This is a genomic window from Rhizobium sp. LEGMi-198b, from assembly GCF_054114205.1.
The window spans coordinates 20,339-38,612 of the sequence record NZ_JBSYVH010000006.1; the positions used below are offsets into that span (position 1 = coordinate 20,339).

Sequence of the window (18,274 nt, forward strand, 5' to 3'; positions counted from 1 at the left end):
GGGGTAGGGCCAGCAGCGATCGGCAATTGCCCTGATGCTAGCGCGGCTCCGGCGCATGCTGCGCCGGTATCGACGGCACTTGGTTCCTGTCCCAATTGCAGGCCGCTCTCAGTCATCGCCTTTTTGCTTCAGCGCATCGGAGACCTTCCGCTTGCGTGGATGATTGATGTTCTCGTCATTGGCGTCACGCGTTGCTTCCCCGCCATCCTTGGCAGGAAGGTAACCTGCGGGCTTGGAGCCTGCCGTGCCTTCCCATCTCGGGGACTGGTCGGTCGTTCCCGGCGCGCCGTCACGTGGTTGCTGATGTTTCATCGCGGGTCTCCTATGGAACTGGCGTTCCGGCATTTCGCCGGTCTCGCCGCCGGGAGGTGAGCAGCGCTCTTCGATCCCGCCATGGTGAATGTAACCCACGGCCGGAACACATTGTTCCATCGACGATGAAGGTGAGCGTGCGGCGGTAAACCCGCCCTATCTCGGATCGCGCCGCCTACGGCGCTCCATTGACCTCCACAATATTCAAATCGGGATCGCGAAGGTAGAGCTGCGGGAAATCAGCATGGCCGGTGCGAAAGATCAGCAGGCACTTTGGATCGCCTTGAGGCAGGTCCTCTCGAAAGCCGAGGGTTTTCAGCCGTTCGACAACACCCTCGAAGTCATCCGTACGAAAGGCGAAATGCCAATCATTGCGGTCGATCGCGGGATTTTTGCGAAACGTGCCTTCGGGATTGACGATGAGATGGATCTGCAGGCTGCCACAGGCAAGCCAAGCCCCATCCACCGGAAAATTCGGCCGCGGAATTTGAACAAGCTCGAACACCTTGCAATAGAAAGGCAGCGACTTTTCCAGATCGGTGGTGACGATCGATACATGATGCAAGGCAAGCAGAGACATCACTCTTCCTCCTCAACCAAGTCGCGATGACCATAACAGCGGGGGCACTTAAAGTGTAGCCGTCTTGCGAAATCGGAGAGAATGGCAAGGCGGGCTATGAGCCAGCTTTAGCGATATTTGCGATCGAACCGTGCTTCCGTGCCCGAACGCAAAGTTGTTGGCTCAGAGTTCGATGAGGGAGATTCCGAGATCTTTGTGATGCCGGCGGCGCAGGTAGGCGGGGGTCTCGATGATGGTCACTTCCAAAGTGGGATGTACGATACCGTCGATGAAGTGACCGCCGCGCGTGGAGCAGTCTTTTAGGCCGAGAACGGCGTGAAGATGCAGGCTCGCCTTGCCGTCGTCGCCGGTTGCGATATCGCCGAGAAGGCTCAGGACTTCGCATTGCTCCTCGACCGGAATCTTGCGGTAGCTTCGGCCGGAGAAATCAAACCAGCCGACGGTCGCCTTTTCGAAGGCGCCGATGGCGGTGACCGAGGCGGCGGTCATTTCATAGGTGGTGGCGAAGTTGCTGAGGGTGGAGAAGGCTTCTTCCTTCGCATCGAGCACGACAATATAGGTGCGCTGACCGTCCGTTTCGTTGATCTGTTTGAAATTCATGGCAATGACCTCGCTATCCCTGTGCGGGTTGTCCGGTGAAGGCGGAGATGCCTCCGTCGACTGGAATATTGGTGCTAGTTCAGAACTGCAGCGGGGCGGGAAGGTTCCTTGAAAATGGCGGCGTCATCTTCATCAGCTTCTTGTTGATTTTGCTCTTTTCGGGAACCAAGCGCGAGGCACGTGGTTGAGAATGGGAGCCCACCGATACCAAGGAGGAAGCCATGGCCACCCATCCCACGCCCCCGTTCCCATCGCAACAGCAGCCGATGCCTGGCCATACCGCGGCCATGCGGCCGGTACCGGATCATGGCGAAAAGTCTTACCGAGGATCGGGCCGGCTTACCGGCAAGAAGGCAATCATCACCGGCGGCGACAGCGGCATTGGCCGTGCCGTTGCAATCGCCTTTGCCCGTGAAGGTGCCGATGTTCTCATTGCCTATCTGGATGAAGACGACGACGCCGAGGAGACCCGGCGCTGGGTGGAAGACGCGGGACACAAGGCCATTCTCGTTCCCGGCGACATCCAGGATCCGCAGCATTGCCGGGCAATCGTGGACAAGGCGGTCGCGCAGCTCGGCGGGATCGATATTCTCGTCAACAATGCTGCTCACCAGGCGAGCTTTCACGACATCGGTGATATCAGCGACCAGGAATGGGAACTGACCTTCAAGGTCAATATTCACGCCATGTTTTATCTGACCAAGGCCGCCGTCCCGCATATGAAACCGGGAAGTGCCATCATCAATACCGCCTCGATCAATTCGGACAGCCCCAATCCCACCTTGCTTGCCTATGCCACAACCAAGGGCGCCATCCAGAATTTTACCGCGGGTCTCGCGCAATTGCTTGCTGAGAAGGGAATTCGCGCCAACGCCGTGGCGCCCGGCCCGATCTGGACGCCGCTCATTCCATCGACCATGCCCAAGGAGGCGATCGAGAATTTCGGGAAGCAAGTGCCAATGAAGCGCCCCGGCCAGCCCGCCGAGCTTGCTACGACCTACGTCATGCTAGCCGATCCGCTGTCGAGCTACGTCTCAGGGACTACGGTCGCCGTGACGGGAGGCAAGCCGATCCTGTAGGAGCGGCTCTCGATCATATTGCAAGGATGCCCCTCTGCCGGCCTTGATCGCGGCGCCTGCATCCTCGCGATTGAGGGTGTGGGGGATTTCCTTTCGCCACTGAACAAACCGGACCATTCAGGAGACTGTTATGACCAAGACCTTTGATCTCTCAGAGCTTTCCGAAGAGGAACTGACCGCCCTGATCGAAGAAGCAACGACCTTGCGAGACATCAGGCGGAAGACCCGCGATCGTGAACTTGCAACAGGCGCCGACGGATCGAGGGGACAGGATGTAAAGGACCCCGACCACGGCGCGATCACCACACCTACGCCGCGTGACGTCAAGGAAGAAGGTCCGGCTCACGGGGCGCCAGGTAAAGCCTCTGGCGCTTGACCGACCAAGGCAGGAATTGACTCGAAACCAAAAATACGCGCACCGCTAAGGGTGCGCGTAACGTTAGGAGCCAGTCCACGATAGAACCACAAAGGAAGGGCTGGCATATTCTGGCTTCGTGCCTCGCTATTTCACGACTTCGATAATCTTATGAGTCTTTTGGCTTACGATCACACGCTTCTTATTGACGACCGTATAGGCGTAGTCGCTGTTGCTAGGAATGGTGTGTACTTCCACCGAACTTGGCAATTCGCTGCCGACTACGATGTCGCCCTCATAAGCTACCGATGGAACGTCTTGTTCCGTCACATACGTCCTGACCTCTCCGGGAATAACCACCGTCGTGCTCTGAGCAAATGCTGTTCCAGATGCGAAGAGTGCCGCACTCACGGCAACGAGAATCCTTTTCATCATAACCTCCGTTGGTCCAATGGACTTCCTAACTGCCGCCGGGGGTGAAGGTTCCTCAGCAACTGCGTCGGCAGTTGCAACCGCCTTAAAATCAGGCCACAGCCAATTTTGAGCGTCTTTTGGCAGTGGCGGGATTTGCCAATCCTAGCCGTGCGGCAAGCGCCCGTGCGTCCGCGGGGGCTCGTACTTTCACGTCGTTATCGAAATAAACATAGACGTCACGGCCACTGCGCGCCGGCTTCAGCGGCTTGAGCACGCGGTTGGCATTTGCCGGCTCACGACCATGGGCCCAGTCATCGATCCTCTCCGCCCAGATATCCAGCGCCTTGTCGTCATAGCCGCTGACATAAAGCTCTTCGGAGCCATGGAGGCGGCAATAGACGAAGTCGGCCGTCACATCCATCAGCAGCGGCCATTCGACCGTGTCGGCGCAAACGAGCCCGATTTCATGCTCGCGAAGCAGGTCGATGAAATCCACGTCGACGAAGCTCTCGTGGCGGATTTCGAATGCGTGGCGGATAGGTCTTTCGCCATCGGCCTTCAGCCAGTCCCGACCGTTCAGCCGTTCGTCGTGCCGCGTGGCAAGCCTCGCTGCAGCGGCTGTGTCTTTCGGCAGCATTCTCATGAAAGCGGAAAAGAGATCGGGATCGAAACGCTGTCGCGCTGGAAACTGCCAGAGGATTGGTCCGAGCTTTGCTCCCAGGCGTAGCACCCCGGAGGCGATGAAATTGGCGAGCGGGGTTTCGACATCGCGAAGCCGGCGCTGATGGGTGATGTAGCGGGAGCCTTTTACCGCAAAGACGAAATCATCGGGCGTCTCATCGCGCCACTTTGCAAAGACGTCGGGGCGCTGCAGGCCGTAGAAGGTGCCGTTGATTTCTATGGAAGGGAATTGCCGCGAGGCATAGGCCAACTCGCGCTTCTGCGCCACATCCCCCGGATAGAAGACGCCGCGCCAGGGGGCGTAGGTCCATCCCGAGATACCGATGCGGATCGTGCCTGTCTTTGCCATTCCATAGGAACTGCGCGACTGGCCACTTGTTCCTCCCGCTTTTGTGGAGCCACGCATCATCAAGCGGTCGTCCGCGGAACATTGGGAAAATTCAGGCGTTTGCGTCTCGTAAGAGGCAAGCGACAAGGACCTGTCGGGGCACGATCGGCTGTCGGAAACAGAGAGGTGTAAATGGTTCTGCCATGTCGCTGAAAGCCGAAGATATGCGATTGGAAGGTATTGCGGCAAGGACGGCCTTCCTCATCAATGGTAGCGCCTATTTCTCGCGATTGGCCCACATTTTGCGCCGTGCGCGGAGACGGGTCTGGATCGTCGGATGGGACTTCAACCCCGATATCCGCCTGCAGCCTGAGAACTCCAAGGAGACACTCGGCGATCTCCTGCACGCGCTGACGGATGCCAATCCCAACCTTGAGGTTCGAATTTTGATCTGGGCCTTGGGACCGCTTTATTCCGAAAAATCCTTGAAGGTCCTGCGCAAGATAAATTTTCCAAAGAACTCTCGCATCGACCTGCGCTTTGCCATGCAACCCGCCATTCGCGGATGTCACCATCAGAAACTTGTCTGCATCGACGATTCCGTGGCCTTCATCGGTGGAATCGATCTGACGTCGCGGCGTTGGGACACCTGGGTCCACAGGGTTCGTGATAAGCTGAAGCGCGATCCCGACGGCGTGTTTTACGAACCGCTTCACGACCTGCAAACCATGGTGACGGGGGATGCGGCCAGGCTCATCGCCTCCGTGGCGAGGCGACGATGGATGGATGCTACCGGAGAGGAGTGCAGGGTCTTGACGGCGCAGACTGCCATCGACTGGCCAGACGATCTCAGCGCATCGCTTGAAAATGTGCCGGTGAAGCTTGCGATAACGGAACCGGTGACCTTCTTCAAGCGCGGTCTGCGTCAGGGAATTGCCGTGACAAAGGACGTAATCGCCAAGGCGAGACGTCAGCTTTACATCGAGACGCAATACCTTGCGTCGTTCAATGTCGCGGAAGCCATTGCCGCTCGCCTGCGGGAAGAGGACGGGCCGGAGGTCGTCATCATCTGCACACGCAAATCCCATGGCTTGATCGAGAACTTTATAATGGGAAAGAACCGCGACAGGATCGTCCGACGTCTCATGGATGCGGATCGTCACGGCCGGCTGCGCATCTTCTATCCGGTGGTCCCCGATGGCGAAAAGCAGGTCGAACTGCTCGTTCACTCGAAGCTTCTGATCGCCGACGACAATCTGCTCCGCATTGGTTCCTCCAATCTCAACCACCGGTCCGAGGGACTCGACACCGAATGCGATATTCTTTTTCAGGCACATAAGCCTACTCACCGTTTGGCGATCGATGAGCTGCGCAATATGCTGGTGGCGGAGTACCTCGGCTGCGCCGCTGGCGCCGTTCGAAATGCCTTTCAACAGAGCGGATCGCTAATCCACGCAATCGCTGAGCTGAATGTCGGAGCCCGATGCCTCAAGCCGCTGGCAACGACCTGCCAAAAGACAGGGCCGATTGCGGGGACCGCGCTATTCGATCCCGCCTGTCCGCTGGGGCGCCTGGGTCCTCGTCGTCTTGTCGGCCACCTTCGCCGGATCCTTCGTTCGAGCTGAGCGATGCCGAAACATCAGTTCGCTGGCGATCAGAAGGGTCGTTCCCAGGATGAGGGGGATGAGGAAGTAGATGCAGCGAAAGGCGATCAAGGCGCCAATGGAGGCCGCATTCGGCACGATATAGGAGACGGTTGTCTCGATCACGCCCAGGCCGCCAGGAACATGGGTCGCCATGACAGCCGTATTGGCTAGCACGTAGGCGGTGATCGATCGGAACAATGCAACATCCGCGAAGGCCGAAAGCAACTGATGCAGGCACGCCGAGACGCAGACGAAATCCAAAGTACCGATGACGATTTGCAGCAAGGCTATGTGGGGCCGCGGCAGCTCGAATGACCAGCGCCATAAAGTCAATCTTTGCCGCAGGATCATGGTAAGGGACGCATAGAGAACCGGAACGGCAAGAAGGATGACACCTGCCGTTCGGATGTCCCTGGTATTCGACCTCAGCAGGCCCGCGGCATCCGCAGGGTCGACCAGCAACGCGATTCCGCCGAGCGTGGTCATCCCCAGGCCGACCGTGACGCCGCAGAAAAGCACTATCTTCGTGACTTCCTCGATGCTTAGGCCCCAGCGTGAATAAAAGCGATATCGGAAGGCGCCGCTGCTGAGGCCGGCAAAGCCAATATTGTGGCCTATCGAGAGGCTGACGAAGGAGGCAAGCGCAATTTTGCGATAAGGCAAAGACTTGCGGAGGGACAAGATGGCAAGCAGATCGAAACCGGTGAGACAAAGGTAGGAGGCCGCCGCGCAGAGAAGCGCCAAGCAAAGATGCCGGAGCGGGATGCTTAGCAGCGAGTTCCCGATGTCATCCAAGCTGTAGTGATGGAGGATGCGATACAGGAGCCAGAATGCAAGGCATGTCGCTGCGATGAGCAGGCCATTCCAAATAAGGCTTTTCAAGGTCATCGGCTATCCTTCTGCATCGGCTGGGAATACCGCCCCGATGAAGCGGAACGATTGGGCGAGTTCGGTGTTCCCCGGCCATGTCCCGCGGAAGAACGATCAGAATTCTGACCTATAACGTGCACAGTTGCATTGGCACGGATCGCAAGATCGACCCTGGCCGGATCGCCGCAGTGATCGCGGAGACGCAAGCGGATATCGTAGCGCTGCAGGAGATCGATGTGCGTCGCCACAGAACCGGCGGCGTCGATCAGGCGAGCATGATCGCCTCCTTGCTGAAGATGGAAGCGCATTTCAATCCGGCCCTGACGATAGCCGAGGAGCAATATGGAGACGCGCTCATAACGAGCCTGCCGACAAAGGCGATCAAGGCCGGGCCGCTGCCTTCGCTAGGCGAGCCGCGTGGGGCGCTCTCGGTCGAAGTCATAGTGGGAAACAGGCAGTTGCACCTCGTCAACACCCATCTCGGCCTTTGGGGACGTGATCGCGTCCAGCAAATGACGACGCTTCTCGGGCCGGCATGGCTGCCGGGTAGCGGCAAGGATCTTGCGTCGACCATTCTCTGCGGGGATTTCAACGCCGTTCCCGCCTCCGCAGCCTACCGGCTCGCCGTCCGCACATTGAAGGACGCCCAGCTTTCCGGCAATCAGCCGGCGAGACCGACCTTTCCCTCGCGCTATCCGCTGATGCGGCTGGATCATATTTTCGTCAGCGCCGATCTTGCTGTCCTTGGGACGAGCGTGCCGCGAAATCGTCTGACGAGCCTGGCTTCCGACCATCTTCCACTGATTGCCGAAATCGGCATTGGCGATTGACGCGACCGGTCCGTATCAATCTTTCGATCTACTGGTGCTGACGCGCTATCGCCATGCGCTTTCGTTCTTCTTCTCGTAATCGCTGAAGGCCTTTCTTAGTCCCCCAAGCACTTCTGCAGCGGTTTCGAACATCGCCTTGAGTTGCGGCTCATCGACCTTTTCGATGTCCTCGCGCAAATGATCCATCGTTTCTTTCAGCCGCGCCTGCATCTTCTGTGTGTGGTGGCGCGGGTCGCCGTTTGCCTTCGTGACCATGACCAATCTCCTTCGTGAAATGGCATGCGTTTGCTCGCCCCGCTTCGCTTCCACTCAGGAATTCAAACTCGCGAATATTGATGTCGGTTCCCGTAGAAATGCACGGCGACGCGCCGGCATGTGTCACGTGCTGGAGCATTATCGAGAAGGCGAGGTTTGGTGCAGCGTCCGCTCCGGCGTCGGTAGCGCTGCATCGCCGAAGAGCCCGTAAACATCGCTCACGCCGAAGCCTCGGCCACATTTTCCTTGGGCATCTCGATCGTATGAAGGATGGTCAAAGTCTCGTATGGCTTGAGTTCGACCGTCCCTTGCAAACGACTTACGGGCTGATAGTTGGCAATAAGGCATCGACCTTCCACCTGCAATTCGTCGGGCAGAGGCAGTGTTACGGTCTCCACCGAGAAATTTGCGAGCACGATCACACATTGGTCCTCGAATGTCCTTGTATAGGCGAAGACCTGCGGGTCTTGATCGAAATAGGATTGATAGGTGCCGTAGACGATGACCGGATGCATGGCGCGCAGCGCAATCAGCCGCCGGTAGTAATTCCAGATCGAGCGGTCGTCACCCATGCTCTGTGCCGCGTTGATGCGGCTGAAATTGGGATTTGTCTGTATCCACGGAACGCCCGTGGTGAAGCCGCCATGCGGCGCCGTGCTCCATTGCATGGGGGTACGGGCATTGTCGCGCGCATTTCGATTGGCGACAGCGATGAATTCCTCCGACGAAAGTCCTGCCTCGACATGCAGGCGATGCATATTCAGCGTTTCGATATCTCTGTACTGATCGATGGAGGTGAAGGTGGCGTTCGTCATGCCGATTTCTTCGCCCTGATAGACGAAGGGCGTGCCTTTCAGGAAATGCAGGGCGGTCGCCAACATCGTCGCGGATTCCCGATGGTAACCCGTAGCGTCGCCGTAGGTCGAAACGGCGCGCGGCAAATCATGATTGCCCCAGAAGAGAGAATTCCATCCATCGTCCGAGAGCGCATATTGCCATTTGCTGAGGACCGCCTTCAGGCCGACGAGGTCAAACGGCTGTGGCCGCCATTTGCCATAGACCTTATCCCACTGTTGGAGGACATGCTCGAACTGGAAGACCATGGACAATTCCCCGCGCTGCGCGCCGGAATATAAGAGAGCCGAGCCAGGGGTGGCGCTCCAGGCTTCGCCGACGGTGACGACATCGCGGTCCTTCAGTGTTTCTCGATGCATCTCCTGAATGTAGTCGTGAAGACATGGACCGTCGGCGGTGATCGCGCGATCGACATCCTTGGCGATGCGGTCGATGACGTCCATGCGGAAGCCGGCGATGCCACGGTCCAGCCACCAATTCATCATCTTGTAGATTTCCTGCCGAACGCTCGGATTGTGCCAGTTGAGATCCGGCTGCCGGTGGGAGAATTGGTGGAAATAATATTGGCCCGTCGCGGCCTCGAACGTCCAGGCCGGCCCTCCGAATACTGAGAGAAGGTCGTTCGGAAGACTGCCGTCTTCATTGGGAGAGCGCCAGATATAGAAGTCGCGATATGGGCTGTCCTTGGACGCGCGGGCGTCGAGGAACCAGGGGTGCTCATCGGACGTGTGATTGACGACAAGATCGAGAATAATGCCGATCCCGCGTTTGCTTGCTTCTGCAAGCAGCTCATCGAAATCCGCAAGCGTTCCGAATTCCGGGGCAATATCCTGATAGTCCGAGATGTCGTAGCCGTTGTCGTCCATGGGCGATTTGTAGATCGGCGAGAGCCAGATCAAACCAATGCCGAGGGAGTGCAGATAATCGAGCCTGGAGGTTATGCCCGGAATGTCGCCGATGCCGTCTCCGTTGCTGTCGAAGAAGCTGCGTGGATAGATCTGATAGGCCGTCTTGGCATGCCACCATCTGGTGGCTGGTTTGGCGGTCATGGGAGCCTCTCCGGATTGTCGCGGCAAGCCGCGTCCTTTCTCTGGCGTTATCCTGGCGCCTTCGGCGGTATAGGTTAGGCACAACCGGCGCCGCGCGCATAGGTTCCGTGCCGAGCTTGCCATTTCGCGTTTTTAAGGGGGCTGTCTATGAGGCGGTCGGTAGATTGCTCCGAAACCAACGGTAACCGTAGGCATCGAGCTCGATCGTGGTGCCCTTGCGTTTTTTCTCGGGATAGACCCTGTTGCCGAACAAGCCGATAAGCTGTTTCATCTCATCCTTATCGAGATCCAGCTTCACGGAGCAATTTCGCGGCGCAAGATTGTGAACGATGAGGACCGTGCCTTGCTCCCAGGCGAACCTCTGGGCGAATACCGCTGGGTTATGCGTTTCGATACAGCGCCATTCGCCCCAGCCGACCTCGGGACAAGACTGTCGTGTGTCGACAAGCCGCCGCACCCAGTTGAGTAACGAGTCCGGATCGCGCTGCTGCGCCTCGGCGTTGATCTTGTCGGCTCCATGATCGCCAGTCATGATGACCGGGTGGATTAGATATTCTTCCGCGCAGGTGGAGAAGCTGGCATTTTCGTCATCGGACCATTGCATGCAGGTGCGCACCGGCCAGCGCTCCGGCAGGCAAAGCACGTCCCCCAGCCCGAGTTCGTCGCCATAGTAAATGACGGGTATGCCCGGAAGGCTGAACATCAGGCTGAATGCCATTTCGATCCTCCGGCGCTCGTTGCCAAGCATCGGCGCAAGGCGGCGGCGAATGCCACGGTTATAAAGGCGCATGTCGGCGTCGGGAGCAAAGACCGTGTAGACCGCGTTCCGCTCCTTCTCCGTCAGGCGGCCGAGATCGAGCTCATCGTGATTGCGCAGAAACTGCACCCATTGGCAAAGCTGCGGCAATTTCGGAAGCCGTGCGAGACCTCGCGCAAGGGGGGCGGCGGAATTAGTGGCGAGCGCCAGAAACAGATACTGATTTGTAAGAAAAGCAAAAAGCATGTGAAGGCGGGAGCCGCCGCCGAAGAACTGCGGCATCTCTTTCGGAGGCACATTTGCTTCGGCAATCAGGACGGCGTCGCCGCGTCGCCAGGATAGAAAGTCGCGCAACTCGCCGAAAAACTCATAGTGCCGCGACGAGGGGCGGTTGGGGCTGATTTCCTCGACCAGGAACGGTGCAGCGTCTATCCGAAATCCTGACACGCCGAGCTCGAGCCAAAAGCCGACGATCTTGAAAATCTCTTCCCGGACTGCCGGGTTGCTGATGTTGAGGTCCGGCTGATGCGGATAGAAGCGATGATAGTACCAGGCCGTCGCCAGCGGATCAAAGGTCCATACGCTTGACTGGTGGCCGGGAAAGGCCATGCCGTGATTGACGTTTGCTGGCTTGGATCTCGACCAGTTGTAGTAGTCGCGGAAGGGCGAGCGAGGATCGGTCCGCGCCTGTTGAAACCAGGGATGCTGCTCGGACGTATGATTGATCGGCAGATCGATGATAAGTTTCAGGCCGCGCAACCGCGCCTGATGGCTGAACTCCACGAAATCGCCAAGCGTTCCGAGCTCCGGGGCGATGTTATAATAGTCGGTAACATCGTAGCCGTAGTCCATTCCGGGGCTGGGATAAAATGGCAGCAACCACAGGCAGGTGACGCCGAGCCGTGCGATATAGTCGAGCTGATCGGTCAGGCCCTTGAAGTCGCCAATTCCGTCACCGTCACTGTCCTTGAAGGTGCCGACGTTGAGGCTGTAGATGACAGAATTCTTGTACCAGAGATCAATCACGTTCGGGCGTCCGACATTGGGCAACATGCCGCTGAGCGGGCACCCGATGCCAGCTCTCTTTGACCACGCTCGTGGTCCCGAGATTGCTGGTCGCACTATGCGCCATTCGACCGCCGGCATATGCTGAGGTCGTTGATGTAAACCGTATCGAATGGCAAATGTTCCGGGGAGCTTACGGAAGAGCGATCGTTTGGTCCGTGTCGGAACAGAAAGGCTTCATCGGAGCCCGGCATCTTTGGAATATGTCCTGCCGCTCTGGTCCGGCGCTCTTTCGATGCGTTGTTCCGGTGGGATGAAACGGCGATCGTCATATGTGGAAAGATAGTCCGAATGCATGGGCTTTGCTAAGCTTCGCGACTTGAAATAGGCGAATGCAATGCAGGGATCGCCGCCGGCTACCCGTTCCAGTTCGATCAATCCGCGGAAATGTCCCGGCTTACCGATCGATTCCAACAGATCGAGATGTCGCAGAGTCCGATCGTCGACTTCATAAAGCTCGCCTTTCACGGTCGTGCCGTTTCCTGGTTCGTCAAACATCATGGGTGCAAACCAGCGACCGGCGATCAGCATGGGATAGGGCTTGCGGGTTTTGAAGAGACCGCGGTAGTGCGCTCTAGCCAGTCCCCGCTCATGCAAGGCAAAACCCCTTTTCAGCGTCCCGAATACAAATAGACGAATAGTCGCCGACATCGTCGTCCTTTCAGAAATCGGTCAGAGTATTCCACCTTCAGCGATCATCTTGTTCCCGCATGATATCGAGGCCACGCCGATACTTGCCGGTGTCACCGCCAATCCGCTGCTGTTGCCAAAGATTGTCTTCGAGATCTGCCTTCTTGACCGGCCTTGCCATGGCATTTGCGATCGCGCGGCGGACAAAGGCATCGTCATCCTCGCCAACGCGTTTGGTGAGGGCATCGACGGCTGCGAGCACTGAACGAGAAAAGCCTTGCTGCCGGAGGCGATCGATGGTCCAGCCGGGCCCCTTTTCCACGACATCATGCAGATATGCCACGATTTTCTGATCCTCACCCGAAACCGCCGATGCTACGCGACGGCAATGCTCGACATAGGGATTGCCGAGTTTATCAGTCTGGTCCGCATGCGCTTCGGTCGCAATTTCCATGGCACGGTTTTGCGGGTCGATTGATGACATCTGTACCCTCGTCGGCGACCTCAAAATTGAGCATCGCCGCTTCGTATCTCGAATAATCAAGCCCAACGGTGGAGACGGCCGGAAGTTCCCGCCGCGGCTGGTGGTGGCGCTCGGTTGTTGGAAGGTTGGCCGCGACATCGCGGAAGATGCAGGATCTCCAGATTTCTTGGGCCAATCAGGAACAAGCCGAGGATCATACCCGTTAAAAAATATCGGACAGGCGCGGATGCCTCCGAATGGAAATGGACGGAACAATCGTGAGTTAGTGAAAAGAGAATATCGTGACTGATATTTCCCGACACCACCGATTGCAGGCTGAAATCGAGGAACTTATGCCGAGATTTCGATCATTGGCGGAAGCGTTCTGCAGGAATCCGGCCGATGCGGACGATCTGGTGCAGGAGACCATGGCGAGGGCCGTTGCAAGCCTCGATCAGTTCACCGACGAGATGTCACTCGAATCTTGGATGTTTGCGAATATGCACGACATCTATCGGCGAAAGTTCGACATTTCCCAGTAAGATCCAGGAGGAAATAGAAGCCGTTTGCAGGAAGGAGATCCCACAAACTTCGGAGGATTGAGTAAACTCCGTCCTCGAACCTGACGGAATGGCGTATCCAGCGTTCCTACAATGGAAGTGGCTGGATTTGAGGCATAACTGAGTTCATGATGTGCAGGAATCTCCTTGAGGAGGCGACCGTGCACAGACGCGAGGAACTTGCAATGGCTGTGGGCCATGTTCGCGACGGTGAAAAGCGCGTTCTGAAGCAAGAGGCGCTCATCGGCCGGTTGGAGGCCGGCGGTCATCCGAGTGCGCAGGCTGTAGAGTTGTTGAACACCTTCAACGTCACCCTGGATCTGATGAGAGGCCACCTGCATATCATTGAAGATGAAATCGACGCGGAACGTCTTGAAAAGCTGGCGCGTCGAGCCTGGGCCAAGGCCATCGTTAATCGATCTAGGACGTCCAGAATCTCATGAGTAAAGAACCGGCAGAGCAACCAATCGTTTTGGTCGTGGAGGATGAATATCTGCTCGCCTTCGACCTTGCGGCTTCACTCGGCGATCGCGATCTTGCTGTTCTTGGGCCGGCGCCGACGATCGCTCAGGCTTTGTCTCTTATTGCTGCGACCGATGAGATCGATTGCGCCATCCTCGATGTCAGCATCAGAGGTGAAATGGTCTTTCCCGTAGCCGAGGCGCTTTCGAAGCGAGGAATACCGTTCGTATTTACGACCGGTTATGAAAAATCCGTTTTTGGCGAACAGTTCACAGACATCGAGGTCTATTCGAAGCCGCTCGATATCGAACGCCTTACGACGGAAATCTCCACTTTGGCGCATAATCACTGCGTCAAGCGCGGGCATGCGTAACGCGGTCTGGTTCTCGGGAAATGCCTGGCAAGACGTTCGTCACGTATCCTGCTGCCGAGGGCCAAAAAGGCCTCGTGCAATATGCTCGATTTCGATCGGCTTCTCGCAAAGAACAAAACCGGTGAAACGGGCCGGAATGATCGACGGATCATAACCGGTCGCAAAGACATAAGGGATCTTCAGTTCATCCAGTCTCTCCGCCACGGGAAACACCATTTCACCGTCGAGGTGGACATCGAGGATCGCCGCATCGACATCTTCATCCTGGATCAGTTCGAGAGCCTGGTCGACCCTTGCCGTTGGCCCGATGACGATAGCCCCGAGCTTCAGCAACTGGCGGCGCGCCTCGTTTGCAAGAAGATACTCATCTTCCACGATCAAAATCCGCCGGCCGGAAAAGAGGTGGCTGTAGCGCTGGCTCATCTCGTCAGAGCGAACAAACGGTGGGGAAGTTTCGCGAGTGTGGCCTCTGCAGCGCATTACTCTCAATGACTTGGCTCATGCAGTTTGATCTTTTCGGAAAGAGGAAGTTCGATGGTACAGATCAATCCTTCCGGCGTGAACTCCATTCGTCCGCTACCACCGAACTGATACGGCACGACATTTTCGATCAGTTCGGACCCAAATCCGCGCCGGGCCGGCCTCTTCGGCAATCCAGTCAGCCCTGTCTCTTGCCAGACCAGCTTCAGAGAGGGCTTCTTGCCGTCACCGTGATTATGGAAGGAGATGTGCAATTCTCCGCCGTCTTGCGACAACGCGCCGTATTTAACGGCATTGCTTGTCAACTCATGGATCGCGAGGCTCATGTTCTCCGCCGCTTTGCCGAACAAAGCCGCATTTGGGCCGGTTATCGTCACCGGATTTTCATCCTTGCCAGTCTGGGCGGATATTTCGCTTTTGATCAGGTCTTTCAGGTCCATGGCGGCATCGGGCGCGCTCGTCAGCAAGGTCTGCGTTCTGGCCATTGCGTTGATGCGGCCTTCCAGATGACGGGCGTAGTCTACGACCGTGTCGCTCGTTTCCGCGGTATGGGCGGCAATCGAGCGGACGATCGCAAGCGTGTTGCGTACCCGGTGCTGAAGCTCGTGCAGCAAGATTTGCTGATGCTCCTGAAGAAGCTGCATTTCGTGCACATCGGTCGCTGTGCCGAACCATTCGACCACCTTGCCGGAATCGTTCTTCACTGGCCGGGCCCGAAGATGCACGGTCCTGTACGTGTTCGTTTCGGCATTGAAGAGGCGATGCTCCAATTCGAGCAGTCCGGTTTTTTCGGCGTCCTTCCAGGCTTCCAGGACCTTCTTGCGATCATCGGGATGTATGGGATCAAGCCAGCCTCTGCCCAGCGATGCAATCTCCGTCTGGCCGGTATAAGCCGTCCATTGCGGGCTGCTCCAGGTCCAATTGCCCTCCGCCGCCGCGCGCCAGACAAGCTGCGGAATGCCTTCGACAACAGAGCGCAGAAGCGCTTCGCGATCCCGCAGGCGCTCCTCTGCTCGGACGAGCGCGGTTACGTCCATGAAGGTCAAGACGGCGCCCTCGATGACATTGTCGACGCTGCGATAGGGGAGCACGCGGATCAGATACTGCGAGCCGGTCTGCGGGTTTTTCGTCTCCCGTTCCATGCTGCTCAGCGTCCGGATAACGCGCCGCGCATCCTGCTCGAGATCGTCATAGGCAATTCTGGCGGCGATATGATGGATCGGCCTGCCGAGATCGGTATCGATCAGGTGGAATATGTCGGTGATTGCGGGCGTGAAACTCTTAATGCGCAGGTCATTGTCCAGAAAGACCGCGGCAATCTGCGTGCTGTCGAGCAGATTTCTAAGATCGGAATTCGCCCGTGCCAGCTCTTCCACGCGATGAGCCAGTTCGCCGTTGACCGTCTGGAGCTCTTCGTTGAGCGACTGAAGCTCCTCCTTGGAGGTCTCCAATTCCTCATTTGACGATTGAAGTTCTTCGTTGACGGACTGGTACTCCTCGTTCGAGGCCTTCAACTCTTCATTGGTGCTTTCCAGCTCTTCGACTGTTGCCTGTAGCCGATCGCGTGCCTGGCGAAGCTCGTCCTCCAGGCGTCGTACATGCTCCTCCTGACCGGCGGAGGGAATGACCGTGCCAGCGTCATCCTCGCCGACCACCTGGCCGTCCTGGAGGATCACCATGAAACGACGCGGCTGTCCCGGCGCGGGGTCGATCGGCTCAATCGACATGGTCACCAGCAAGGCGCTGCCGTTCTGCCCCGCCTTCAAGCCACTAACCTTGACGGTTGCCTTGTCGGTCTCAGCCTTATGGAGCGCTGCGCGCAGATCTATGCGCAGATCACGATGGATCAGGTTGAAGACATTCAGGCTGGCATGGCCCGATGGCGGATCGATGAACTTGCCGGTGCGCCCGGAAAAATGCAGCACGTCATGGTTTTCGTCGACAATCATGTAAGCGGGCGCATATCGCTCCATGATCCGCTCGGCCTGTTTCGTGAGCACGGATACGTTGTTGACGGAAGGACGTATTCCGGACGGCATGCCGGGCGGCGCATTGCGTTCGGTGGTCGCCGACAATGGAAAATCCGGCAGCAGACGAGTCATGGTTTCGATTTGCCGGAATATCCGGAAGCGGCGATCCACGGGCGTAAAAAGCTTCCCATGGCGGCTGACATTCTCGGAATTGCCAAGGAAAAGATAACCACCCGGCCTGAGGGCGAAATGGAAGAGCGGAATGACCCGGTTCTGAAGTTCTGCGCCCAGATAAATCAGAAGGTTGCGGCACGACACCATGTCGAGCCTTGAGAAGGGCGCGTCCTTGATGAGATTGTGCTGCGAAAACAAGCACATTTCCCTCAGTTCCTTGACCACGGAATAGGTTTCGCCCTCTTTGACGAACCAGCGTGCCAACCGCTCGGGTGTAACATCCTTGATCGCCGAGGCGGCGTATCGCCCGACACGCGCCTGCGCCAGCGCGCGATTGTCGATATCGGTCGCGAAGATCTGGATATGTGGCACGATGTCGAGTCGTGCCATCTGTTCGCGCAAAAGGATGGCGATCGAATAGGCTTCTTCACCCGTGGCGCAGCCAAGCACCCAGACACGGATGTGATCGCTCGCGCCCTTGCCTTCGAAAAGTTTGGGAATGACCTCCCGTTCGAGATGTTCGAACTCCTTGGTATCCCGGAAGAAATGCGTCACGCCGATCAGCAGGTCGTTGAACAGGTTATTTGCCTCGTCGGCGTCGGAACGCAGATATTCGAGGTAATTTTCGATGGTATCGGTCTGCGTTACCTGGATGCGGCGCTGCACCCGCCTCAGGAAGGTATTGGGCTTGTAGCCATGAAAATCGTGCCCCGTCCTGTTGCGAAGCACGGCGGCGATCCGCGTCAATTGCGGGCCGACTTGGACGACCAATTCGTCGAAATCCTGCGCCAGCGTCTGGCGTTGGAGGCTGCGGATCTGAGCCTTGATGCGGGTTGCCAGCTCCTCGGCAGGCAAAACCAGATCCGCCACCGCAGCCGCGCTCTTGGGCTGCGATGACGGATGGGAAATATCGACGGATTCCTGGCTGATTTCGGCAAGCGCCAACCCGCCTTGCTCCTTGACGGCAATGATGCCGAGGGTTCCGTCGGTCCCGCAGTCGCCCATGACGAGCCCGATGGCCCGCTTTTGCTCCTGCTCGGCCAGGGAGACCAGGAAGCTGTCCATGGTCCCGCGTTCACCCGATGTGTCGGACGCATGATGGGTCAGCAGCCGATCATTTTTCAAGGTGGCGGTCACGCCGGTCGGAACGATATAGATGCGCTCGGATTCTATCGTTTCCCCGTTTGAGGCTAGCCGCACCGTGCGGCCGCTCACCGCCGCCAAGCGGGCCTGGAATGCTTCCTGATCGAAAGCGTCGCGATATTGCATCACGATGACAAAGGCGGCGCCTGGGGAAGAGTGCATCTGCTCGAAGAAGATTTCGAGACTGCCGGTCTCAGCCGCGGAAGCTCCGATCCCCACGATGATCGGCGACCGCGAGGCAGCACCTTCGTTGATCTCAACTCCAGCATCGGTCAAAAGCTCGTCGCTTTTTTTTACCCGAGATTTCTTTGTCACGTCTGGCGTTCCATGGTGTTGAGCCGCC

Annotated in this window: 20 protein-coding genes; 7 read left to right on the top strand and 13 right to left on the bottom strand. The window is 57.6% G+C overall.

What is annotated here, in order from left to right; genetic code table 11:
- Positions 1–108: 108 nt before the first annotated feature.
- The 3 genes from ACXHXG_RS21800 to ACXHXG_RS21810 all read right to left on the bottom strand — a co-directional run bounded on the left by ACXHXG_RS21800 (position 109) and on the right by ACXHXG_RS21810 (position 1,492).
- Positions 109–312, bottom strand: a complete 204-nt coding sequence (locus tag ACXHXG_RS21800; protein ID WP_457900707.1) for a hypothetical protein — start codon at positions 310–312, stop codon at positions 109–111.
- A gap of 175 nt (positions 313–487) precedes the next feature.
- A complete protein-coding gene (locus tag ACXHXG_RS21805) occupies positions 488–892 on the bottom strand; it encodes a VOC family protein (protein ID WP_260304995.1) in 405 nt (134 codons plus the stop codon).
- A gap of 162 nt (positions 893–1,054) precedes the next feature.
- Positions 1,055–1,492, bottom strand: coding sequence for a PPC domain-containing DNA-binding protein (locus ACXHXG_RS21810; RefSeq protein ID WP_457900708.1), 438 nt, complete (start codon positions 1,490–1,492; stop codon positions 1,055–1,057).
- A 221-nt stretch (positions 1,493–1,713) separates the two neighbouring features.
- Here ACXHXG_RS21810 and ACXHXG_RS21815 point away from each other — a divergent pair, with 221 nt between their 5' ends.
- Together ACXHXG_RS21815 and ACXHXG_RS21820 are read left to right on the top strand one after the other, a co-directional pair.
- Positions 1,714–2,571 (top strand): SDR family oxidoreductase, encoded by an 858-nt coding sequence (locus ACXHXG_RS21815; RefSeq protein WP_457900709.1) that lies wholly within the window; start codon positions 1,714–1,716, stop codon positions 2,569–2,571.
- 130 nt (positions 2,572–2,701) lie between these two features.
- Positions 2,702–2,947, top strand: coding sequence for a hypothetical protein (locus ACXHXG_RS21820; RefSeq protein WP_260304018.1), 246 nt, complete (start codon positions 2,702–2,704; stop codon positions 2,945–2,947).
- Positions 2,948–3,073: 126 nt separating this feature from the next.
- Here the strand turns inward: ACXHXG_RS21820 and ACXHXG_RS21825 are convergent, their stop codons facing one another.
- Together ACXHXG_RS21825 and ACXHXG_RS21830 are read right to left on the bottom strand one after the other, a co-directional pair.
- Positions 3,074–3,358 (bottom strand): DUF1236 domain-containing protein, encoded by a 285-nt coding sequence (locus tag ACXHXG_RS21825; protein WP_260304017.1) that lies wholly within the window; start codon positions 3,356–3,358, stop codon positions 3,074–3,076.
- Positions 3,359–3,449: 91 nt separating this feature from the next.
- Positions 3,450–4,370, bottom strand: coding sequence for a DUF72 domain-containing protein (locus ACXHXG_RS21830; RefSeq protein WP_457900710.1), 921 nt, complete (start codon positions 4,368–4,370; stop codon positions 3,450–3,452).
- A gap of 182 nt (positions 4,371–4,552) precedes the next feature.
- Here ACXHXG_RS21830 and ACXHXG_RS21835 point away from each other — a divergent pair, with 182 nt between their 5' ends.
- Positions 4,553–5,974 carry a phospholipase D-like domain-containing protein gene (locus tag ACXHXG_RS21835; protein ID WP_457900711.1) on the top strand — a complete coding sequence of 474 codons (1,422 nt, stop codon included), beginning with the start codon at positions 4,553–4,555 and terminating at the stop codon, positions 5,972–5,974.
- Here ACXHXG_RS21835 and ACXHXG_RS21840 read toward each other — a convergent pair.
- Positions 5,891–6,883, bottom strand: a complete 993-nt coding sequence (locus ACXHXG_RS21840; protein WP_457900712.1) for a lysylphosphatidylglycerol synthase domain-containing protein — start codon at positions 6,881–6,883, stop codon at positions 5,891–5,893. The genes ACXHXG_RS21835 and ACXHXG_RS21840 overlap by 84 nt on opposite strands.
- 77 nt (positions 6,884–6,960) lie before the next feature.
- On the opposite strand from ACXHXG_RS21840, the gene ACXHXG_RS21845 reads away from it, so the two are divergent.
- Positions 6,961–7,695, top strand: a complete 735-nt coding sequence (locus ACXHXG_RS21845; protein ID WP_457900713.1) for an endonuclease/exonuclease/phosphatase family protein — start codon at positions 6,961–6,963, stop codon at positions 7,693–7,695.
- Between the two features lie 45 nt (positions 7,696–7,740).
- Here ACXHXG_RS21845 and ACXHXG_RS21850 read toward each other — a convergent pair whose 3' ends face one another.
- The 5 genes from ACXHXG_RS21850 to ACXHXG_RS21870 all read right to left on the bottom strand — a co-directional run bounded on the left by ACXHXG_RS21850 (position 7,741) and on the right by ACXHXG_RS21870 (position 12,790).
- Positions 7,741–7,950 (bottom strand): hypothetical protein, encoded by a 210-nt coding sequence (locus ACXHXG_RS21850; protein WP_028750383.1) that lies wholly within the window; start codon positions 7,948–7,950, stop codon positions 7,741–7,743.
- Between the two features lie 218 nt (positions 7,951–8,168).
- Entirely contained in the window at positions 8,169–9,854 is a 1,686-nt protein-coding gene (locus tag ACXHXG_RS21855) for a glycoside hydrolase family 13 protein (protein ID WP_457900714.1), read from the bottom strand.
- Between the two features lie 145 nt (positions 9,855–9,999).
- Positions 10,000–11,637: an alpha-amylase family protein gene (locus ACXHXG_RS21860; protein WP_457900715.1), complete on the bottom strand. Its 1,638-nt coding sequence runs from the start codon at positions 11,635–11,637 to the stop codon at positions 10,000–10,002.
- A 216-nt stretch (positions 11,638–11,853) separates the two neighbouring features.
- Positions 11,854–12,327 (bottom strand): gamma-glutamylcyclotransferase family protein, encoded by a 474-nt coding sequence (locus tag ACXHXG_RS21865; protein ID WP_457900716.1) that lies wholly within the window; start codon positions 12,325–12,327, stop codon positions 11,854–11,856.
- 37 nt (positions 12,328–12,364) lie between these two features.
- The gene (locus tag ACXHXG_RS21870) at positions 12,365–12,790 is read right to left on the bottom strand and encodes an HD domain-containing protein (protein ID WP_457900717.1); all 426 of its coding nucleotides are present in this window, start codon (positions 12,788–12,790) and stop codon (positions 12,365–12,367) included.
- Between the two features lie 281 nt (positions 12,791–13,071).
- Between ACXHXG_RS21870 and ACXHXG_RS21875 the strand changes: the two genes are divergently transcribed.
- The 3 genes from ACXHXG_RS21875 to ACXHXG_RS21885 all read left to right on the top strand — a co-directional run bounded on the left by ACXHXG_RS21875 (position 13,072) and on the right by ACXHXG_RS21885 (position 14,164).
- Entirely contained in the window at positions 13,072–13,311 is a 240-nt protein-coding gene (locus ACXHXG_RS21875; protein ID WP_457900718.1) for a sigma factor, read from the top strand.
- Positions 13,312–13,490: 179 nt separating this feature from the next.
- Positions 13,491–13,772: a hypothetical protein gene (locus ACXHXG_RS21880; RefSeq protein ID WP_283053862.1), complete on the top strand. Its 282-nt coding sequence runs from the start codon at positions 13,491–13,493 to the stop codon at positions 13,770–13,772.
- The gene (locus tag ACXHXG_RS21885; RefSeq protein WP_457900719.1) at positions 13,769–14,164 is read left to right on the top strand and encodes a response regulator; all 396 of its coding nucleotides are present in this window, start codon (positions 13,769–13,771) and stop codon (positions 14,162–14,164) included. Before ACXHXG_RS21880 ends, ACXHXG_RS21885 begins: the two co-directional genes overlap by 4 nt.
- A 39-nt stretch (positions 14,165–14,203) precedes the next feature.
- On the opposite strand, the gene ACXHXG_RS21890 is transcribed toward ACXHXG_RS21885, so the two are convergent.
- Together ACXHXG_RS21890 and ACXHXG_RS21895 are read right to left on the bottom strand one after the other, a co-directional pair.
- The gene (locus ACXHXG_RS21890) at positions 14,204–14,587 is read right to left on the bottom strand and encodes a response regulator (protein WP_260304005.1); all 384 of its coding nucleotides are present in this window, start codon (positions 14,585–14,587) and stop codon (positions 14,204–14,206) included.
- Positions 14,588–14,649: 62 nt separating this feature from the next.
- Positions 14,650–18,246, bottom strand: a complete 3,597-nt coding sequence (locus tag ACXHXG_RS21895) for a CheR family methyltransferase (RefSeq protein ID WP_457900720.1) — start codon at positions 18,244–18,246, stop codon at positions 14,650–14,652.
- Between the last annotated feature and the right edge of the window lie 28 nt (positions 18,247–18,274).

Coding starts and splice junctions, on each gene's coding strand:
- ACXHXG_RS21870 (WP_457900717.1), bottom strand. CDS start 12,790: ATGTCATCAATCGACCCGCAAAACCGTGCCATGGAAATTGCGACCGAA.
- ACXHXG_RS21810 (WP_457900708.1), bottom strand. CDS start 1,492: ATGAATTTCAAACAGATCAACGAAACGGACGGTCAGCGCACCTATATT.
- ACXHXG_RS21820 (WP_260304018.1), top strand. CDS start 2,702: ATGACCAAGACCTTTGATCTCTCAGAGCTTTCCGAAGAGGAACTGACC.
- ACXHXG_RS21890 (WP_260304005.1), bottom strand. CDS start 14,587: ATGAGCCAGCGCTACAGCCACCTCTTTTCCGGCCGGCGGATTTTGATC.
- ACXHXG_RS21865 (WP_457900716.1), bottom strand. CDS start 12,327: ATGTCGGCGACTATTCGTCTATTTGTATTCGGGACGCTGAAAAGGGGT.
- ACXHXG_RS21815 (WP_457900709.1), top strand. CDS start 1,714: ATGGCCACCCATCCCACGCCCCCGTTCCCATCGCAACAGCAGCCGATG.
- ACXHXG_RS21885 (WP_457900719.1), top strand. CDS start 13,769: ATGAGTAAAGAACCGGCAGAGCAACCAATCGTTTTGGTCGTGGAGGAT.
- ACXHXG_RS21830 (WP_457900710.1), bottom strand. CDS start 4,370: ATGGCAAAGACAGGCACGATCCGCATCGGTATCTCGGGATGGACCTAC.
- ACXHXG_RS21840 (WP_457900712.1), bottom strand. CDS start 6,883: ATGACCTTGAAAAGCCTTATTTGGAATGGCCTGCTCATCGCAGCGACA.
- ACXHXG_RS21845 (WP_457900713.1), top strand. CDS start 6,961: ATGTCCCGCGGAAGAACGATCAGAATTCTGACCTATAACGTGCACAGT.
- ACXHXG_RS21800 (WP_457900707.1), bottom strand. CDS start 312: ATGAAACATCAGCAACCACGTGACGGCGCGCCGGGAACGACCGACCAG.
- ACXHXG_RS21855 (WP_457900714.1), bottom strand. CDS start 9,854: ATGACCGCCAAACCAGCCACCAGATGGTGGCATGCCAAGACGGCCTAT.
- ACXHXG_RS21805 (WP_260304995.1), bottom strand. CDS start 892: ATGTCTCTGCTTGCCTTGCATCATGTATCGATCGTCACCACCGATCTG.
- ACXHXG_RS21835 (WP_457900711.1), top strand. CDS start 4,553: ATGTCGCTGAAAGCCGAAGATATGCGATTGGAAGGTATTGCGGCAAGG.
- ACXHXG_RS21825 (WP_260304017.1), bottom strand. CDS start 3,358: ATGAAAAGGATTCTCGTTGCCGTGAGTGCGGCACTCTTCGCATCTGGA.
- ACXHXG_RS21850 (WP_028750383.1), bottom strand. CDS start 7,950: ATGGTCACGAAGGCAAACGGCGACCCGCGCCACCACACACAGAAGATG.